The organism is Cryobacterium inferilacus (genome assembly GCF_019599185.1).
GTDB lineage: Bacteria > Actinomycetota > Actinomycetes > Actinomycetales > Microbacteriaceae > Cryobacterium > Cryobacterium inferilacus.
Map to the genome: position 1 here is coordinate 1 of NZ_JAIEUL010000010.1, position 15,872 is coordinate 15,872.

17 protein-coding genes are annotated in these 15,872 nt (G+C 68.6%); 5 read left to right on the forward strand and 12 right to left on the reverse strand.

What is annotated here, in order from left to right:
• Positions 1 to 357, forward strand: a 357-nt coding sequence (locus K2F54_RS10250; RefSeq protein ID WP_220605772.1) for an integrase core domain-containing protein, incomplete at its 5' end; no start/stop codon positions are given.
• 89 nt (positions 358 to 446) lie between these two features.
• Here K2F54_RS10250 and K2F54_RS10255 read toward each other — a convergent pair.
• From K2F54_RS10255 to K2F54_RS10270, 4 genes are all read right to left on the reverse strand, one after another.
• On the reverse strand, positions 447 to 1,445 hold the full coding sequence (locus K2F54_RS10255; protein ID WP_220605773.1) for an LLM class flavin-dependent oxidoreductase: 999 nt from the start codon (positions 1,443 to 1,445) through the stop codon (positions 447 to 449).
• Between the two features lie 40 nt (positions 1,446 to 1,485).
• A complete protein-coding gene (locus K2F54_RS10260; protein ID WP_220605774.1) occupies positions 1,486 to 1,947 on the reverse strand; it encodes a methyltransferase family protein in 462 nt (153 codons plus the stop codon).
• A gap of 132 nt (positions 1,948 to 2,079) precedes the next feature.
• A complete protein-coding gene (locus K2F54_RS10265; protein ID WP_220605775.1) occupies positions 2,080 to 2,985 on the reverse strand; it encodes an aggregation-promoting factor C-terminal-like domain-containing protein in 906 nt (301 codons plus the stop codon).
• 383 nt (positions 2,986 to 3,368) lie between these two features.
• Positions 3,369 to 3,674, reverse strand: a complete 306-nt coding sequence (locus K2F54_RS10270) for a VOC family protein (RefSeq protein ID WP_220605776.1) — start codon at positions 3,672 to 3,674, stop codon at positions 3,369 to 3,371.
• A 156-nt stretch (positions 3,675 to 3,830) separates the two neighbouring features.
• Between K2F54_RS10270 and K2F54_RS10275 the strand changes: the two genes are divergently transcribed.
• Positions 3,831 to 5,003, forward strand: a complete 1,173-nt coding sequence (locus tag K2F54_RS10275; RefSeq protein ID WP_220605777.1) for a globin domain-containing protein — start codon at positions 3,831 to 3,833, stop codon at positions 5,001 to 5,003.
• 57 nt (positions 5,004 to 5,060) lie between these two features.
• Here K2F54_RS10275 and K2F54_RS10280 read toward each other — a convergent pair whose 3' ends face one another.
• The 7 genes from K2F54_RS10280 to K2F54_RS10310 all read right to left on the reverse strand — a co-directional run bounded on the left by K2F54_RS10280 (position 5,061) and on the right by K2F54_RS10310 (position 11,294).
• Entirely contained in the window at positions 5,061 to 6,716 is a 1,656-nt protein-coding gene (locus K2F54_RS10280; RefSeq protein ID WP_220605778.1) for an alkaline phosphatase D family protein, read from the reverse strand.
• Entirely contained in the window at positions 6,713 to 7,279 is a 567-nt protein-coding gene (locus K2F54_RS10285) for an SRPBCC domain-containing protein (protein ID WP_220605779.1), read from the reverse strand. The genes K2F54_RS10280 and K2F54_RS10285 overlap by 4 nt, the downstream gene beginning before the upstream one ends.
• A gap of 25 nt (positions 7,280 to 7,304) precedes the next feature.
• The gene (locus tag K2F54_RS10290) at positions 7,305 to 7,649 is read right to left on the reverse strand and encodes a hypothetical protein (RefSeq protein WP_220605780.1); all 345 of its coding nucleotides are present in this window, start codon (positions 7,647 to 7,649) and stop codon (positions 7,305 to 7,307) included.
• Between the two features lie 20 nt (positions 7,650 to 7,669).
• Positions 7,670 to 8,203 carry a nitroreductase family deazaflavin-dependent oxidoreductase gene (locus tag K2F54_RS10295; protein ID WP_220605781.1) on the reverse strand — a complete coding sequence of 178 codons (534 nt, stop codon included), beginning with the start codon at positions 8,201 to 8,203 and terminating at the stop codon, positions 7,670 to 7,672.
• Between the two features lie 54 nt (positions 8,204 to 8,257).
• The gene (locus K2F54_RS10300) at positions 8,258 to 8,824 is read right to left on the reverse strand and encodes a PadR family transcriptional regulator (RefSeq protein ID WP_220605782.1); all 567 of its coding nucleotides are present in this window, start codon (positions 8,822 to 8,824) and stop codon (positions 8,258 to 8,260) included.
• A gap of 195 nt (positions 8,825 to 9,019) precedes the next feature.
• Positions 9,020 to 9,481 (reverse strand): DUF6325 family protein, encoded by a 462-nt coding sequence (locus K2F54_RS10305; protein WP_220605783.1) that lies wholly within the window; start codon positions 9,479 to 9,481, stop codon positions 9,020 to 9,022.
• A gap of 124 nt (positions 9,482 to 9,605) precedes the next feature.
• Positions 9,606 to 11,294 (reverse strand): long-chain-fatty-acid--CoA ligase, encoded by a 1,689-nt coding sequence (locus K2F54_RS10310; protein ID WP_220605784.1) that lies wholly within the window; start codon positions 11,292 to 11,294, stop codon positions 9,606 to 9,608.
• Between the two features lie 178 nt (positions 11,295 to 11,472).
• Here K2F54_RS10310 and K2F54_RS10315 point away from each other — a divergent pair, with 178 nt between their 5' ends.
• Positions 11,473 to 12,318: an alpha/beta fold hydrolase gene (locus K2F54_RS10315; RefSeq protein ID WP_220605785.1), complete on the forward strand. Its 846-nt coding sequence runs from the start codon at positions 11,473 to 11,475 to the stop codon at positions 12,316 to 12,318.
• On the opposite strand, the gene K2F54_RS10320 is transcribed toward K2F54_RS10315, so the two are convergent.
• Positions 12,292 to 12,570 carry a DUF1272 domain-containing protein gene (locus K2F54_RS10320; protein ID WP_220605786.1) on the reverse strand — a complete coding sequence of 93 codons (279 nt, stop codon included), beginning with the start codon at positions 12,568 to 12,570 and terminating at the stop codon, positions 12,292 to 12,294. The two genes, K2F54_RS10315 and K2F54_RS10320, sit on opposite strands and share 27 nt — an antisense overlap.
• 105 nt (positions 12,571 to 12,675) lie before the next feature.
• Between K2F54_RS10320 and K2F54_RS10325 the strand changes: the two genes are divergently transcribed.
• Entirely contained in the window at positions 12,676 to 14,514 is a 1,839-nt protein-coding gene (locus K2F54_RS10325; protein ID WP_220605787.1) for a DEAD/DEAH box helicase, read from the forward strand.
• Between the two features lie 331 nt (positions 14,515 to 14,845).
• On the forward strand, positions 14,846 to 15,868 hold the full coding sequence (locus K2F54_RS10330) for a TerC family protein (RefSeq protein WP_220605788.1): 1,023 nt from the start codon (positions 14,846 to 14,848) through the stop codon (positions 15,866 to 15,868).
• Positions 15,869 to 15,872 lie beyond the last annotated feature (4 nt).

Here is a 15,872-nt window from a genome sequence, read left to right on the forward strand (position 1 = left end):
ATCACCCGGGCGATGCAGAAAGCTATCGCAACCGGGCACGTGAAGCCGGGAGCGATCTTCCACTCCGATCACGGATCCCAGTACCGATCCAAGAAATTCCGCCGCTTCTGTGGCAAGAACGGCATCACTCAGTCGATGGGCGCGAAAATGGAGTGCTGGGACAACGCCGCAGCAGAAACGTTCTTCTCCAAGCTCAAGACAGAACGCCTGAACTGGCTCACCTTCACCACCCGCCGGGCGGCCAGGGCCGAGGTCGACAGCTACATCACTCACTTCAACACCGTCCGGCTGCACCAAACCCTCGGCTACGCCACACCCGCCGAAAGACTCGACGAGCTCATCCTCGCCGCTGCATAAAATGAAACTCCACTCCCTGTCCTGAACAAACGGGTCACTGCAGCCGGAATTCCGCGGCTGTTTGCCGGCGCCGGGCAGAATTGCAGGAGTTATGCCGGCAGGCCGAGCATGGCACCGGCGGTGAGTTCCACCGACCGCAGTCGGTCGTCGATGCCCTGCGAGGCGTGGGCGACGATCAATTCGTCGGCCTGGGTGGTCGTGGCGAGGTCGTCGAGGAACGCCCGCACGTCGGCGGGTGTGCCCACGGCGGTGTAGCGCATCATGTCGGCGAGCCTGCTGCCCTCAGTCGTGGTGAGGAAGGCGTCGATCTGCTCGTCGGAGTATTCCGGTGTGGCCGGTCCGCGGCTGATCATGCTCCGTACCCGGGAGCGGCGCATCGTCTCGAACTGCTGGGTGGCATCCGTCGCGTCATCGGCCGCGATCACGTTGGCCGCCACCATCAGGTAGGGCTCCGCGAGCTGAGCCGACGGCTGGAAGTCGCGCCGGTAGGTGGCGACGGCCTCGAACAGCGACCCGGGCGCGAAGTGCGACGCGAACGCGTACGGCAGGCCGAGGGCCGCGGCCAGGCCGGCGCCGAACAGTGAGGAGCCGAGGATGTAGAGGGGCACGTTGGTGCCGGCGCCAGGCACCGCTCGCACGCCGGGGATGATGGATTCGTCGCGCAGGTAGGCCTGCAGCTCCATCACGTCTTGCGGGAACTGGTCGGAGGCGCGCGGGTCGCGGCGCATGGCCCTGGCCGTGGTCTGGTCGCTGCCGGGGGCACGGCCCAGCCCCAGGTCGATGCGGTCGGGGTAGAGCTCGGCCAGTGTGCCGTACTGTTCGGCGATGGTGAGCGGCGAGTGGTTGGGCAGCATCACGCCACCGGACCCGAGTCGGATGGTCGAGGTCTGCGAGGCGATGTGGCCCACCAGCACGCTCGTGGCCGACGATGCGATGGTGGGCATGTTGTGGTGCTCGGCGTACCAAACCCGCGTGTACCCATGCTTCTCGGCGGCCTGGGCGAGCGCGACGCTGGCGGCGAAGCTTTGCCGGATGGTCTGACCGGGTGCGATGGGGGCGAGGTCGAGGATGGAGAGCGGTGTCGTCATGTTCGGGGTAACGGTTTCGGGCGCGATTTCGTTCCCGATTTCACCGAATCCGCCCCAGACCGGGCAAGAACCGGCCGACCCTCGCCGCATATTCCGAGTACGCCGGATGCTCGTTGACCAGCATCCGCTCCTCCCACCTGGCCTTGCCGGAGAGCAGGCCAACCAGGGCCAGCCAGGTGACGATGTGCAGGAACGACGACCCGATCAGCACCAGGCCGAGGCCACCGGCCATCAGACCGGTATAAATGGGGTTGCGCACGATGCCGTACAGCCCCGCGGTGGTCAGGGGCATGTCGTCGCGAGGGATGGGGCTCACCGTCATCGCGGGGCCGAGGGTGGTCGAGCCGCGGATGGCCAGCGTCATGCCGACCACGATCAGGGTGACGGCGGAGGCCGCTACAAAACCGTTCAATGGCCACGCCGTACCGTGCGGCATCACCAGCAGGGCCACGAGCAGTAGCACCTGACCGAGAACCAGACCGAACGTGATCACACGTTTCATGCCCCGAGAGTACAACCGCCTGCGCACTCGCGGCAGCCCAGGCACCCAAACGAATGATCTCGGCCCTTAACGGCCGAACGGCCCGGGAACTCGAGGTTCCCGGGCCGTTCGGTGCGACGTGATCGCGGGTGGCTAGTACCAGCCCACGGCTTCGGACTTGGCCCAGGCGGCGCACGGCGTGCCGTAGCTGCCGGAGATGTAGCCGAGGCCCCAGGAGATCTGGGTGGCGGGGTTGGTCGCCCAGTCGGCGCCGGCGGAGGCCATCTTGCTGCCCGGCAGCGCCTGCGGGATACCGGTGGCGCCGCTGGAGGCGTTGTACGCGCTGGCGTTCCAGCCGGACTCCTTGTCCCACAGGCTCACCAGGCAGCCGAACTGGTCGCCACCCCAGCCGTACCTGGCGCTCATCATGTCCCTGGCGATGGCCTGGGCGCCGCTCGGGTTCGACGGCGCAGACGGTGCCGGCGCGCTGCTGGCCTGGGGCGCGGCCTGCGCCTCCTGGGCGGCGCTGGCGGCAGCGGCCTCTTCGGCGGCAGCCTCTTCGGCGGCGGCCTGAGCGGCGGCCTCGGCGGCTGCGGCAGCAGCAGCGGCCTCCGCGGCGATCCGGTCGGCCTCGGCCGTGGCGGACTGCACCGGCGCAACCTGGGTATTGGTGGTGTCGACGAGGTCGTAGATGCGCTCGGGTGCCAGCTGTTCGTAGTCGCTGAGCATGGCCACGCTCGTGGCCAGGTCGGTGGCGTCGGCCTTGTTCTGCGCGGCGGTGACGACCGCGGTCGCGCCGGCGATGGTTCCCTCCGCGGCCTTCTCGGCGTGCGCGGCGGCGATCGCGCTGTAGCTGCGCAGCTGCTCGGAGTGCAGGCCGGTGCTCTCGGTGAGGGCGGCCGTCTCGGCGACGCGGTCGTTCTGGGCGGCCATGGCCGGCTGCAACACAAAGCCGGTTCCGACCATGGCACCGACGACGAGAACCGCTACGCCAGCCGCCGTACGGCGGGTGACGCGGGCATGATGGGCGTGTGTGGCCCGCTGGTCACGCTGGGTCACCCCTTCGGTTTCGTCGGGGCTGACAGGTGTGCGGGAAAACGGCGTAGTCAAGATTCAGTATGTCTTTCACAGGGCGAACCACGTCAGGCACGGGGGCGGTGCGGGGCGCGGTTCTTCGGAGACGTTCCACGGGCGGGGGCCCGCCCGGGCGAAGTGCCCACCCTGCAACATGATTCTGCATGCATCCTCACTTTGTGCCGAGAATGTCCTCCGAGGCCCCGAAATGCCCTTGTGTTCCTCGGCGTTTTCTGCAGGTCAATCCAAATGCCTGATCAGAGCGATTCACGGGCGCCGGTCACGCGCATTCTGGCCGGAAATACCGGGTCGTAGGCGTCCCAAACTCGGTCAACGAATTTTCTCGCCACCGCATCAGCGGATGCCGATCAACCGTCCGACGGGTCGAGCGGACCCGGCAGCGTTACCGACGGATCCGCCTGGATCAGGCCGATCAGGTTGCCTTCGCAGTCCCGGAACCGGGCGGTCCAGCCGATGGTCGGGATGGGCATCCGTGCGGCGACGACGGTGCCGCCCGCGGCCGTGACACGTGCTGGCTTGGTGCCGGTGGTCATCGGCCAGTACGGGATGGGTCCCCATGGCGTGATCGTCCAGTCGAACACGCTCGCGTAGAACGCGCCGGCCCTCGCCGGGTCGTCGACGGGGATGTCGAAGTGGATCACACGGCTGGTCATACGGGCAGGGTACGACCGATGCGGCCGACCGGCTAGACGAGGTGGCCGGTATCGACGGTTTGCCCGACCAGAGGCTTTCGCCTCCCCCGAACGGGGGAATCGATTGTTACCGTGAGACCCCCTCACAATTCCACGCGCACCAACCAAGGAGCCGGCATGCTGTCACCCCAGTCCCACCCCCTCATCACAGCCACGCTCCCCCTCGTCGGCGAACGGCTGCCCGCCATCGCCACCGGCTTCTACGCCCGCATGTTCGCCGCGCATCCGGAGCTCTTCGACGGACTGTTCAGCCGGTCCAACCAGAAGAGCGGTGTGCAGCAGCAGGCGCTCGCGGGCAGCATCGCCGCCTTCGCCGCTCACCTGGTGAAGGATCCGACCAGCGCGCCGGAGATCATGCTCTCCCGCATCGCGCACAAGCACGTCTCCCTCGGCATCCTGCCCGAGCAGTACGACGTGGTGTACACATATCTGTTCCAGTCCATCGCGGCCGAGCTCCGCGATGTCATCACGGCCGAGATCGCGGCCGCCTGGACCGAGGTGTACTGGCTCATGGCGCACGCCCTGATCAAGCAGGAGAAGGGGCTGTACGCCGCCGCGGCCAGCGACAAGCCGCTGACACCGTGGACGGTGACGCACAAGGAACCCGCCGGCACCGATGCGATCACCTTCACCCTCGTTCCGGCTGACGACACCCCCGCGTCGGCGTCCCGGCCCGGCCAGTACGTGGGTGTGACCGTGCGGATGCCCGACGGCATCCGTCAGGTGCGGCAGTACTCGCTCTCGGCGGGCACGGCCACCTCGACACGGGTGTTCACGGTGCGGCTCGACAACGACGGTGAGGTCACCCCGGTGCTGCACCGGGACGTGCAGGTCGGCGACCAGTTGACCCTGTCGAACCCCTGCGGCGACATCACCCTCGACACGGGCGACGGTCCCCTGGTGTTGGCGTCGGCCGGCATCGGCTGCACCCCGCTGGCGTCGATCCTGCGCTCGCTCGTCGAGACCGGGTCGGATCGGCAGGTGCTGGTGCTGCACGCTGAGAGCACCATCGAGCGCTGGGCGCTGCGCGAACAGATGCGCGCCGACGTCGCGATCCTGGAAGCGGCCGAGCTGGAGCTCTGGCTTGAGGCGCCGAGCGCCGGGGACACCGCGCACGACGGTTTCATGTCCCTGGATTCCGTGACCATCCCCGACGACGCCTCGGTGTACCTGTGCGGGCCGCTGCCGTTCATGCGGGCCATGCGCGCCCAGGCACTGACGGCGGGGGTCCCGGCCGCCCGCATCCACTACGAGGTCTTCGGCCCCGACCTGTGGCTCGCGAGCGCGTAGGCGCCAGGATGCCGGTGTCGTCGTTGGCGCCGCCACCGGGCGCTCGACGCAGGATACTCAGTCGCGCGGTGCCACGGTGACAGCGGCGACCTTCCTCACCCTGGGCTCCCCGCCGTCGCCCTGGACGCCGGTGATCCAGCGCAGCCGCAGGCCCTCCGGTGTCTCGGCGACGCTGGCCAGGCAGTTCTCGAACCACGGGCCCCGGATTCCCCGCCAGCGCAGCGGCGGGGCCGGTACCCCGGCCGCCCGGGCGAGCATCTCGCTGGGTCGGTTCGCGATCGCATAGGACAGCACCGCAGAAAACGACCGCAGCGGCAGGGCCAACGGATTGCGGATCGGTGAGCACACGGCCTGGATGATGCGGCTGCCCGACGTGCGTTCAACCTCGGCGACATAGGAGTAGTGCACGTCGCCGGAGAGGAACGTGATGGTCTCGGGTGCCGGACCGCGTTTGCCGTCGGCCACCTCGGTGGCCATCTGCGCCACCCGCCGGAAACTGGACTGGAAGGCCGCCCAGTGTTCCAGGTCGAGCGCCTGGCGCAGGGTCTCGGCCACCGTGGCCATGCGCTCTCCCCATGCGCCTTCGGCCGTTGCCTCGTTCCAGGCTTCCAGGTGGTGCAGGCCCGTCGGGAGCAGGAACGGTAGCGAGGTGCCCACCAGCAGGTGGCGGACGCCGCCGCGCATCCGGTCGTCGAGCCAGCCCGACTCGTCGTCGTCCACCAGTGCCCGATGGGCGGGGTCGAGCCGGCGTGCCACCCGGGAATCGACGACGATCAGCCGGCTGTCTCCATAGTCCCGGCTGTAGCTCCAGCGGTAGCTGGCCGGGTCGGCGTCGGCCCGCTCGACGAAGGCGTCGAGCCGGTCGCTGAGATCCAGCTCCGTGTCGGCGTCGTGCACCGCGATCAGCCGCCAGATCTCATCGGTCGCACGCTCGGCCGGCGAGAGATTGCCCAGGTGTTGGTAGACCCAATACGAGCCCAGTCCTGCCACCAGCCTCCCGTGCCACCAGGAGGTCTGCTCCATCTCGCGTTTCCAGCTCAGCGACGCATTCCAGTCGTCCCGGATGTCGTGGTCGTCGAAGATCATCGCGGTGGGAACCGTTGACAACAGCCACCGGTTCGCCGGGTCGGACCAGGCCAGGCCGTAGAGGTGGGCGTACTCCTCAAAATCGGCCAGCTCCTCCCCTGGCGGCTCGTTCGGGTCGCGCCGAGCTCGGATGAACTCCTGCATTTGCTCGCTGGTCGTGTCGGCGTAGACCTGGTCGCCCAGGAAGAGCACGAGGTCGGGCCAGGCGAACGTCCCCGGCCGTGCGGCCATCTGCAGTGCGTAGCTGCGCAGGGCGTCGACCCCGTGGGTGCGGTTGCCGGCCGCGTCGTGCGGCACGCTGGTGCGGCAGGAGCCGAATGCGAGCCGCAGAGGCGCGTCCGGCGTGAGCGTGCTGATCACGGATGCGGGAAACGGCGACGACTCCGGCGGCCAGACCTCGGCCCCGTCAACGTCGACCGTGTACGGAGTGGCCGCGCCAGGGGTCAGCCCGTCGACCTCCACCAGCGCGTAGTGGTGCCCGTGCACGGCGAAGGTCCGCGCCGACCAGCTCCTGGTGCCGGCCCGCACCATGACCGAGGCAGCCCCGGCGGTTTCGACCCACACGCTGGCCGAGTCGCTATCGACGTACCGCAGCATGGGGCCGAGAATCAACGCCGACGTCGTCATGGCTCGGGCGGCGCGCTGACGTAACTCTCGGCAAGGGCGGTGAAGACGGCAGCCCTGGCCGGGTAGTAGTCGCTGAACGACGGCACCGGCCGGTCGGCGCCGGGCCCTCCGAGCAGAGCGGCCTCGAAGAGGTCCAGGTAGGACTCCCAACCGGGGCCGATCTCGCCCAGGCCATCCACCCCCGTCAGGTGGTGGATGAGGCTCAGACGCGTCGATAAGGCCGTCTCGGCGAGCACCACCGCCAGCCGCCAGTCGCCCTGGTCCTCGAGCATGGACACTGCCAGTCGGGTGGGCCGGTCACAGGCGTCAATCCGCACGGGCACCCACGGGTCGCCGTCTTCGAAACTCATCTGCACCCGGATGGTTGCGCCGGATGCGCCCTCTCCCTCCCAGGGCCCGAACCACACCGTGGTGCGGGCGGGGTCGGTCAAGGTCGCCCACACCTCGTCAACGCCCACCGCGAAGCTCCGGCTGAGGATGAGGTCCGGCCCGCGCTCTCCGGGCACCAGCCGCGGGTCTTCGAGTCCTGCTGGTCCACCGGCAGGGATGTCGTTGGTTGTCATGGTGTCGTGACCGTCCGTTTGCCGTTCATGCGTCGATCTGGTCAAGGAGCTTTTTCAGGGCGCCCTCGATGTCGTCGTGGTCGTACTGACCGGCGCGACTCTCCGCCGAGATCACGGCGCACCGATGCACCTTCGAGAAGTCGCCGATCGGGAAGGAATAGCGCCCCTTGGTGTGCGCGGACCCGTCCGGGTCGACGCCCAGATGCCACAGCGCGTAGTCGTCGAAGTCGTGGGTGTCGAGAAAGGTGTTTTCGTCGGCCGCCGTCGGGGCATGTTCGCTCCAGTCGTCGCGTTCGTCGCGCACCACATCGCCCTGTTCGATCAGCTTCCTGGCATGCGCCACAGCCCGTTTGTTCAGTGTCACGGCCACGGTTTGTCCCTCCGGTTTGGTCAGACGGTCGGCCCCGTGCCGACCCACGGTACCGACAGTGTGCCCCGCTCGGCGACCGGGCGCAGCAGGAACATGCGCACCACGCGACCGGAGTCGCGTTCGTATCCGCGATAGCCCGGCCACTGGCACTCAATCCGGTCCCACGCCGCGTCCCGGCCAGCCGGGCCAATCAGGCTCGCCCGCACCGACAGCCGTCGGCCGCGTACGACGATTTCCGCGTCCGGATGGGTCATCAGATTGTAGGTCCAGGCCGGATGTCGCGCGCGGGCGAAGCTGGTGCCGGCCACGATGGCCCGGCCGTCCCCGTCCGGCGTGTACATCAGCCGGGTCTCCCGCGGGAGCCCGGACCTGGCTCCCGTCGAGCGCAGCACCAGCGAGGGCACCAGCAGTGCGCTCAGTTGCAGCCGGCCCCGGCTGATCCGCTCGAGGAAACGCTCCGCCGGCGGCAGCAGCGCCGGCGCGGTCGCACGGAACAGCCGGGTGCGGGTGAGTGGCGCCACGGCCGAGCGGACCAGGCTGAGAACGGCGGACATGCCGGTATTCTGTCCCGTTCACCGGCCGTCGGCGACGGTTCACTCCAGGTTTGTTCAGTCGGCGAGGATCAGGTACAGCGCGCGGCGCACGTCGTCGAGCTTCTCGGTGGCGGCGGCGCGCTGGGCGTCGGTGGCGGCGGAGCGGAACTGGTGAACGACGCCGAAGAGCTTGCCGACGCTCTCGTGGAACGCGGTGTCGGCGTCCGACTGCCCGGGGGTGGCGCCCCACGCCTCCTTGAGGTCGTCGGCGTGCTCGGCGAGGTAGGCCCGGCCGGCGTCGGTGAGTTCGTAGTCCGTGCGCCGTTCGGTTCCGGTCGGCGAGATGAGCCCCTCGTCGACGAGTTGCTGCAGGGTCGGGTAGATCGAGCCGGGGCTGGGGCGCCAGGCGCCGCCGGTCTTTTCCTCGATGGCCCGGATGAGCCCGTAACCGTTCGAGGGCCCGTCGGCGAGCAGCGAGAGGATGGCCGACCGCACATCGCCCCGGTTGGCGCGACGGGAGCCGCGGGGACCGCCGGGGCCGAAGCCCGGGCCGAAACCGCCGAAGCCCGGGCCGCCGGGGCCAAATCCCCGCCCGAAGCCACGACCGTGCCCCTGGGGCGAGTCGTGGTGGGCGCGGCTCATGCCCGAGCCGCGGCGAGTGTCGTGAGGTCAAGGAACTCAACGGATCACCGCCGGTCGCGTCGTTCCTCCCGACGATCTCCGCGGCGGCGTACCCCGTGGGCCACAACCGCCGCGGTTCCCACCGTGGCGGCCGTGCGCGCCACCGGGGCGCCGATGACTCCCGGGCGGCCGACTCGTCTGCGTGCCAGCGGCATCTCAGGCCCCCGTCCCAGTGTCGGCGGCCACGGCATCCGCTTCGATCGCGGCGGCGAGGGCCTGCACGGGGATGCGACCGCTGGCCACCAGCTGACCGCCGGCGTGCCGCACCGAAGCACCGAACGGGGCGGCCCAGAGGTTCTCCCAGACCAGCAGCGCGGCAGTGCTGCCCGGCTCAATGGCCTCGGCCGCCATGATCACGTCGTCCTCGCTGAGCAGGGTGGCCAGCTCGGTTTCGAGCGCCCGCAGCTCACCGAGTTCGCCGTCTTCGATGTCGGCGAGTTCCGCGATGTCCAGTGACCCGTCGGCGTCTTTCGTGAGGATCAGCAGGTCCAGGATCTTCACCAGGCCGCGATCCACGAGCGACGTGATCTCCGGGGCGATCGCCCCATTGAACCTGCTGCCCGGAAACTCCACGACGATCCAGTCGACCGGTCCGAGTTCATCGATGGTGTCAGTCATTACCCGCTCTTCTGCGCTCACGTGCTGCGAACGGCGGCGCGATGCGCCACCGTCTCCGGCTGCCGGAGGTGTCAGTGTCCAACCCTCCGGCAGCGTTCGCGTCACCCGCGGCGGGTGAAGGCGGCTAGAGGGTGGGCAGCACCCGCTCGCGGACCTTGCGGCGCAGCACCTTGCCGAGCATGGTGCGCGGGGTGTCGGTGATCTGCACGATCCGGCGCGGGATCTTGTACGCCGCCAGGTGCTCCCTGCAGTGGTCCTGCAGGGCCTTCTCGTCCAGGGTCGCACCGGGTTCCAGTTCCACGGCCGCGATGACCATCTCGCCGCCGCGCTCCAGCGGCTTGCCGAACACGGCCGCATCCACCACGGAGGCGTGCAGGCGCAGCACCGTCTCCACCTCGGTGGGTGCAACGTTGAACCCGCCGGTGATGATCAGGTCCTTGGCCCGGTCCACGATGGTGGAGAAGCCGTCCTCGTCGACCGTCACGATGTCGCCCGTGCGCAACCAACCATCGGGCGTGAGGGTTTTGGCGGTCTCCTCCGGGTTGTTCCAATACCCCTGGAACACCTGCGGACCCTTGATCAGCAGTTCACCCGGCTGGCCCTGCGCCACCTCGACGGTGGGGTCATCGGGGTCGGTGACCTTCATCAGCGTCGACGAGAATGGGATTCCGACGGTGCCGGGCCGCCTGGTCGGATAGAACGGGTTGCCCATCGCCACCGGCGACGCCTCGGTCATGCCGAAGCCCTCCACCAGCAGGCCGCCGGATACCGACTCCCACAGCTCCACCACGTGATCGGGCAGGTTCATGGCTCCGGAGATGCAGAACTTGCACGAGCGCAGGGAGATGCCCCGTTCCTTCGCGGCGATCGCGGTGCGCTCGTAGATCGGCGGCACGGCGCAGTACACCGTCGCCGGGGTCTTCTTCATGGTGTCGAGCACGGTCTTCGGGTCGAACTTGGGAAACAGGACGATCAGGGCCTGTTTGTGGATGCCGTAGGTCAGGTACAGCGTCAGGCCGAAAGAGTGGAACATCGGCAGGATCGCGTAGAAGACCTCCTTGCGGTACTCGGCGCCGTGCATCCACGCCTCACCCTGCAGCGCGTTGCAGTGCAGGTTGTAGTGGGTGAGCATGGCGCCCTTGGGGCGGCCGGTGGTGCCGGAGGTGTACTGGATCGCGGCCAGGTCGTGCAGGCCGGGGCGCGGATGCAGCGGGTCGATCGGCCCATGGCCGAAGAGCTCCTTCCACGGCGTGGTGCCGGCGGCAGAGCCCGTGAGCGCCGCGCGGGACTCGCGCAGGCTCTTCACCGGCAGGCGCAGCGCCAGCCGCTTGATGGCGGGGAACGCGTGCAGCAGGTTGACGGAGACGATGTGGTCGATTTCGATGTCGGCCGGGAAGTCGCGGACGGTGCCGGCCACCTTGTCCCAGGCGATCACGATGCGGGCCTGGTGGTCTTCGAACTGGTGGCGCAGCTCCGGTGAGGTGTAGAGCGGGTTGTGCTCGACCACGACGGCGCCGAGCCGCAGGACGGCGTAGAACGCCACGACGTGCTGCGGGCAGTTGGGCAGAATCAGTGCGACCCGGTCACCGGCCCGCACGCCCAGCTGCCGCAGCCCCTCGGCCGCCAGGTCGATCTGGGCGCCGAGTTCGGCGTAGCTGGTGCGGCGGCCGAAGAACTCCAGGGCCGGGGCGTCACCGGCCTCCGCGACCGCGTGTTCGAGCATCTCCACCAGCGAGGTGGCGGGGTAGTCGATCTCGGCGGGTACGCCAGGTTGATAGTGCTTCACCCAGGGTTGCTGCTCAGTAATGGCCATGCCCACATCCTCCCGCGATCCGTTGCCGCGTGGGGCGCGACACGACAGGCGACGGATGCCGGGGCCGCGAGTTCGACGCCAGAGCTTGACCGACGTACTCACCCGGGTGCACGGTGTCAGCGGGCGCGCTCGCGGGCCGTCAGGCACCTGGATACCGCGGCGCCCAGAGGGAGACACCATGGCTACCGTCACCTCTCGAGATGGCACCGTGATCGGGTTCGACCAGCTGGGTACCGGCCCGGCGCTGATCCTGGTGGACGGGGCCGGGTGTTACCGCGACGCCGGGCCGCTTCGCTCGCTCGCCGCCCTCCTGGCACCCGGATTCACCGTCTACACCTACGACCGCCGTGGTCGCGGAGCCAGTTCAGACACGCTGCCGTTCTCGGTGGACCGCGAGATCGACGACGTCCAGGCCCTGATCGGCGCCGCCGGCGGCCGGGCTGCCCTGTTCGGCATGTCCAGCGGCGGCGCCCTGGCCATCGCGGCCGCCGCCAGGCTCGGCCCGGTCATCACCGACCTGGCCGTGCACGAGGTACCCGTGAGCATCGAACTCGACCCGGCCGCGCTGAAGTACTCACGCGAACTGGCCGACGCGCTCGCACACGATCGCCGGGCGGACGCGGTGGCCCTCTTCTTCGACCGGGTCGGCCTGCAGGCCGATCAGGTCGCGAGCCTGCGACACACGCCGGCGTGGGCATCCGTTGAGGCGATCGCCCCCACCCTGGCCTACGACGATGCCGTACTCGGTGACGGGCTGCTGCCCTACCAGCGGATCGAGGCTGTCCGGGTTCCGGTGACCGTGCTCAGCGGGGAGTTCGCCCCGGAGTTCATCCGCGAGTCGGCCAGGGCCATGGCCACGGCCTTCCCGCTCGGGCGGCATGTCGAACTTGCCGGCCAGTCCCACAACGTGGACCTGACCGTGCTCGCGACCGCTCTCTCGACCGTGCTCCGCGGTGCCGTGCCGCCAGGGCGCCCCTCGACACGGGGCGCGGAACCGTCAGGCAGGGACGCCGCCCAGGACTGACCCTGGCGCGGCCGTCTCCCGGCATCCCGGCGACAGCACTCGGGTCGTCGAGGCCGGGGCGCCCGCCAGCTTGTGCGGGGCGCGGGTCGGGCGCAATTGCAGGCTGCCACCGCAGTTGGGGCACGCTCCGCCGGGGAAGGATCGCACGCAGTCGGCACACCAGGTGCACTCGAAAGAGCAGATGTACGCGGCATCCGTTGCCGGCGACAGGTCGCGGTCACAACACTCACAATTCGGTCGCATCTCGAGCATCCCGGCCTCCTACCCCACGGTTCTGCCGGCCTCTGGGCGCGGCCGGATCAGACGGATTTGCCGCTCCCGAACGGGGTACGCACTCCGACCGACTACCGTAGTAGTATGACGCCTCCTGATTCAACTGCACCTACCGAGGCAGACACTGCCCGAACGACGATCAATTTCTCCGAGCTAGGGCTCAGCGACGCCGTGCTCAAGGCCCTCAAAGACGTCGGCTACGAAACCCCGTCTGCCATCCAGGCCGCCACGATCCCGCCGCTGCTCGACGGCCGCGACGTCGTGGGCCTCGCCCAGACCGGCACAGGCAAGACTGCAGCATTCGCACTGCCCATCCTCTCCCGCCTCGACCTGTCCCAGAAGAGCCCGCAGGCACTGGTCCTCGCCCCGACCCGTGAGCTCGCGCTGCAGGTCTGTGAGGCGTTCGAGAAGTACGCCGCCCACATGAAGGGCGTGCACGTGCTGCCCGTCTACGGTGGACAGGGTTACGGCACGCAGCTCTCCGCGCTCCGCCGTGGTGTGCACGTTGTCGTCGGTACTCCCGGCCGCATCATGGACCACCTCGACAAGGGCACCCTCGACCTGTCCCAGCTCAAGTACCTGGTGCTGGACGAAGCCGACGAAATGCTCAAGATGGGCTTCGCCGAAGACGTCGAGACGATCCTCGCCGACACCCCGGACGACAAGCAGGTGGCCCTGTTCTCGGCCACGATGCCCGCCGCGATCCGCCGCATCTCCAAGCAGTACCTGAACGACCCCGAAGAGATCACGGTCAAGAACAAGACCACGACCTCGGCGAACACCACGCAGCGCTACCTGCTGGTCTCCTACCCGCAGAAGGTGGATGCGCTCACCCGCATCCTCGAGGTGGAGAACTTCGAAGGCATGATCGTCTTCACCCGCACCAAGAACGAGACCGAGACCCTCGCCGAGAAGCTGCGCGCCCGCGGTTACTCCGCGACGGCCATCAACGGTGACGTTCCCCAGGTGCAGCGTGAGCGCACCGTCGAGCAGCTCAAGAGCGGCAAGCTCGACATCCTGGTCGCCACGGATGTCGCCGCCCGCGGCCTGGACGTGGAGCGGATCAGCCACGTCATCAACTACGACATCCCGATCGACACCGAGTCGTACGTGCACCGGATCGGCCGCACCGGCCGCGCCGGCCGCAGCGGCGCCGCGATCAGCTTCGTCACCCCGCGTGAGCGTCACCTGCTCAACGCGATCGAGCGGGCCACCCGCCAGCCGCTCACCCAGATGCAGCTGCCGAGCGTCGAAGACGTCAACGTGACCCGGCTCGCCCGGTTCGACGACGCCATCACCGAGGCTCTCGGCCAGAGCGACCGGATCAACACCTTCCGCGACATCATCGGCCACTACGTCTCCCACCACGACGTGCCGGAGGCCGACGTGGCCGCCGCCCTCGCCGTGGTCGCCCAGGGTGAGACGCCCCTTCTGCTCAACGCAGAAGACGCGCGTCAGCAGCAGCGCTTCGACCGTGAGCGCACCGAGCACCGCGACCGCGACCGTGGTGACCGTCCCGTGCGCAACGACCGTCGTGACAGCCGCGACGACCGTGGCAGCCGGGACGACCGTCCGATGCGCAGCGAACGCCCCGAACGTCGCTCACGCGACAGCAACCGGGCCATGGCCTCGTACCGCATCGAGGTCGGCAAGCGCCACAAGGTGGAGCCGCGCCAGATCGTCGGCGCCCTGGCCAACGAGGGCGGCCTGAGCCGGGAAGACTTCGGCGCGATCCAGATCCTGCCCGAGTACTCCCTGGTCGACCTTCCCGCCGACATGTCCGGCGACATCCTCGGCCGTCTGTCCGCGACCCGGATCAGCGGCAAGCTGATCGAGATCCACGCCGACAACGGCGCCTCGGCCGGCCGCAACGACCGACCGCAGCAGGGCGAGCGCTCCGAGCGTCCGCCGCGCCGCTACTAGTTCGACACCGTTACGCGGGTCAGGCGCCGCTTCGCGGGCGGCGTGCCACCCGCGAAACGGCGCCGCACCCGCGCACCTCGACTCTCGAGGTGCGCGGGTGCTTTTTTGTCGCCAAGCCCCGCCCCGGAGCGATTCCCGATCCGACGCATCCGCCCGGCGATATCTCAGCAAATCTGTTCTACCCTTGAGCAAGCAAGGGGAGTATTCCCACGCAGCGCACCCGTTAATACGGACTTGATGACGAGTCCCGGGACGCTGGCTCGACTGCCCTGCGGGGCCTGCGGGTGGAAGAGACCTTGACTCCGCCGTTCACCCCGACCTGGAGCTCTCCTTGAACATCACTCCCACCATCTGGTTGATCACCATCGCGGTGACGATCGCGTTCTTCGCCTACGAGTTCTTCGCCCACGTGCGGAAGCCCCACGAACCCACCGTGGGTGAGTCGGCCCGCTGGTCGGCCTTCTACATCGGGCTCGCCCTGCTCTTCGGCGTCGGCATCGGCGTCGTCTCCGGCTGGCGCTACGGCGGCGAGTACTTTGCCGGCTATCTCACCGAGAAGGCCCTGTCGATCGACAACCTCTTCGTGTTCCTCATCGTGATGGCAGCGTTCGCGGTCCCCAAGGCGTACCAGCAGAAGGTGCTGATGTTCGGCATCATCATCGCGCTGATCATGCGCGGTGGCTTCATCGCGATCGGCGCCGCCCTGATCGAGAACTTCTCCTGGGTGTTCTACCTCTTCGGCGCCCTGCTGTTCGTGCTGGCCTACCTGCAGGTGCGCGGCCACGAGGGCGACCCCGCCAATAACCTCTTCGTGCGCGTGACCCGCCGGGTGCTGCCGGTCAGCGACGAGTACGACCGCGACAAACTGACCACGAGGATCAACGGCAAGCGGTACATCACCCCGGTGCTGCTCACCATCATCGCGATCGGCTTCATCGACCTGGTCTTTGCGATCGACTCGATCCCCGCCATCTACGGGCTCACCTCAGAGGCGTACATCGTCTTCACCGCCAACGCCTTCGCCCTGATGGGCCTGCGTCAACTGTTCTTCCTCATCGGCGGGCTGCTCGAACGCCTGGTCTACCTGTCCCAGGGGCTGGCCGTGATCCTCGGCTTCATCGGCCTCAAACTGGTCTTCCACGCCCTGCACGTCAACGAGGTGCCGTTCATCAACGGCGGCGAACCGCTGCTCTGGGTGCCAGAGATTCCGATCTGGTTCTCCCTGGTCTTCATCGCCGCCACCATCACCGTGGCAACCATCGCGAGCCTGGCCAAGACCCGCGGTGACGCCGCCAAGGCCGACCGTGGCCAGGTGGACGGCGAGCCCATCACCAAGGCCGAGGACTCGCACTAGCCGG

Excerpts from the sequence above, each read along its gene's own strand:
- K2F54_RS10315 (WP_220605785.1), top strand. The coding sequence starts at position 11,473 with ATGGCTACCGTCACCTCTCGAGATGGCACCGTGATCGGGTTCGACCAG.
- K2F54_RS10320 (WP_220605786.1), bottom strand. The coding sequence starts at position 12,570 with ATGCTCGAGATGCGACCGAATTGTGAGTGTTGTGACCGCGACCTGTCG.
- K2F54_RS10260 (WP_220605774.1), bottom strand. The coding sequence starts at position 1,947 with ATGAAACGTGTGATCACGTTCGGTCTGGTTCTCGGTCAGGTGCTACTG.
- K2F54_RS10275 (WP_220605777.1), top strand. The coding sequence starts at position 3,831 with ATGCTGTCACCCCAGTCCCACCCCCTCATCACAGCCACGCTCCCCCTC.
- K2F54_RS10325 (WP_220605787.1), top strand. The coding sequence starts at position 12,676 with ATGACGCCTCCTGATTCAACTGCACCTACCGAGGCAGACACTGCCCGA.
- K2F54_RS10270 (WP_220605776.1), bottom strand. The coding sequence starts at position 3,674 with ATGACCAGCCGTGTGATCCACTTCGACATCCCCGTCGACGACCCGGCG.
- K2F54_RS10280 (WP_220605778.1), bottom strand. The coding sequence starts at position 6,716 with ATGACGACGTCGGCGTTGATTCTCGGCCCCATGCTGCGGTACGTCGAT.
- K2F54_RS10305 (WP_220605783.1), bottom strand. The coding sequence starts at position 9,481 with ATGACTGACACCATCGATGAACTCGGACCGGTCGACTGGATCGTCGTG.
- K2F54_RS10310 (WP_220605784.1), bottom strand. The coding sequence starts at position 11,294 with ATGGCCATTACTGAGCAGCAACCCTGGGTGAAGCACTATCAACCTGGC.
- K2F54_RS10285 (WP_220605779.1), bottom strand. The coding sequence starts at position 7,279 with ATGACAACCAACGACATCCCTGCCGGTGGACCAGCAGGACTCGAAGAC.
- K2F54_RS10255 (WP_220605773.1), bottom strand. The coding sequence starts at position 1,445 with ATGACGACACCGCTCTCCATCCTCGACCTCGCCCCCATCGCACCCGGT.
- K2F54_RS10300 (WP_220605782.1), bottom strand. The coding sequence starts at position 8,824 with ATGAGCCGCGCCCACCACGACTCGCCCCAGGGGCACGGTCGTGGCTTC.
- K2F54_RS10295 (WP_220605781.1), bottom strand. The coding sequence starts at position 8,203 with ATGTCCGCCGTTCTCAGCCTGGTCCGCTCGGCCGTGGCGCCACTCACC.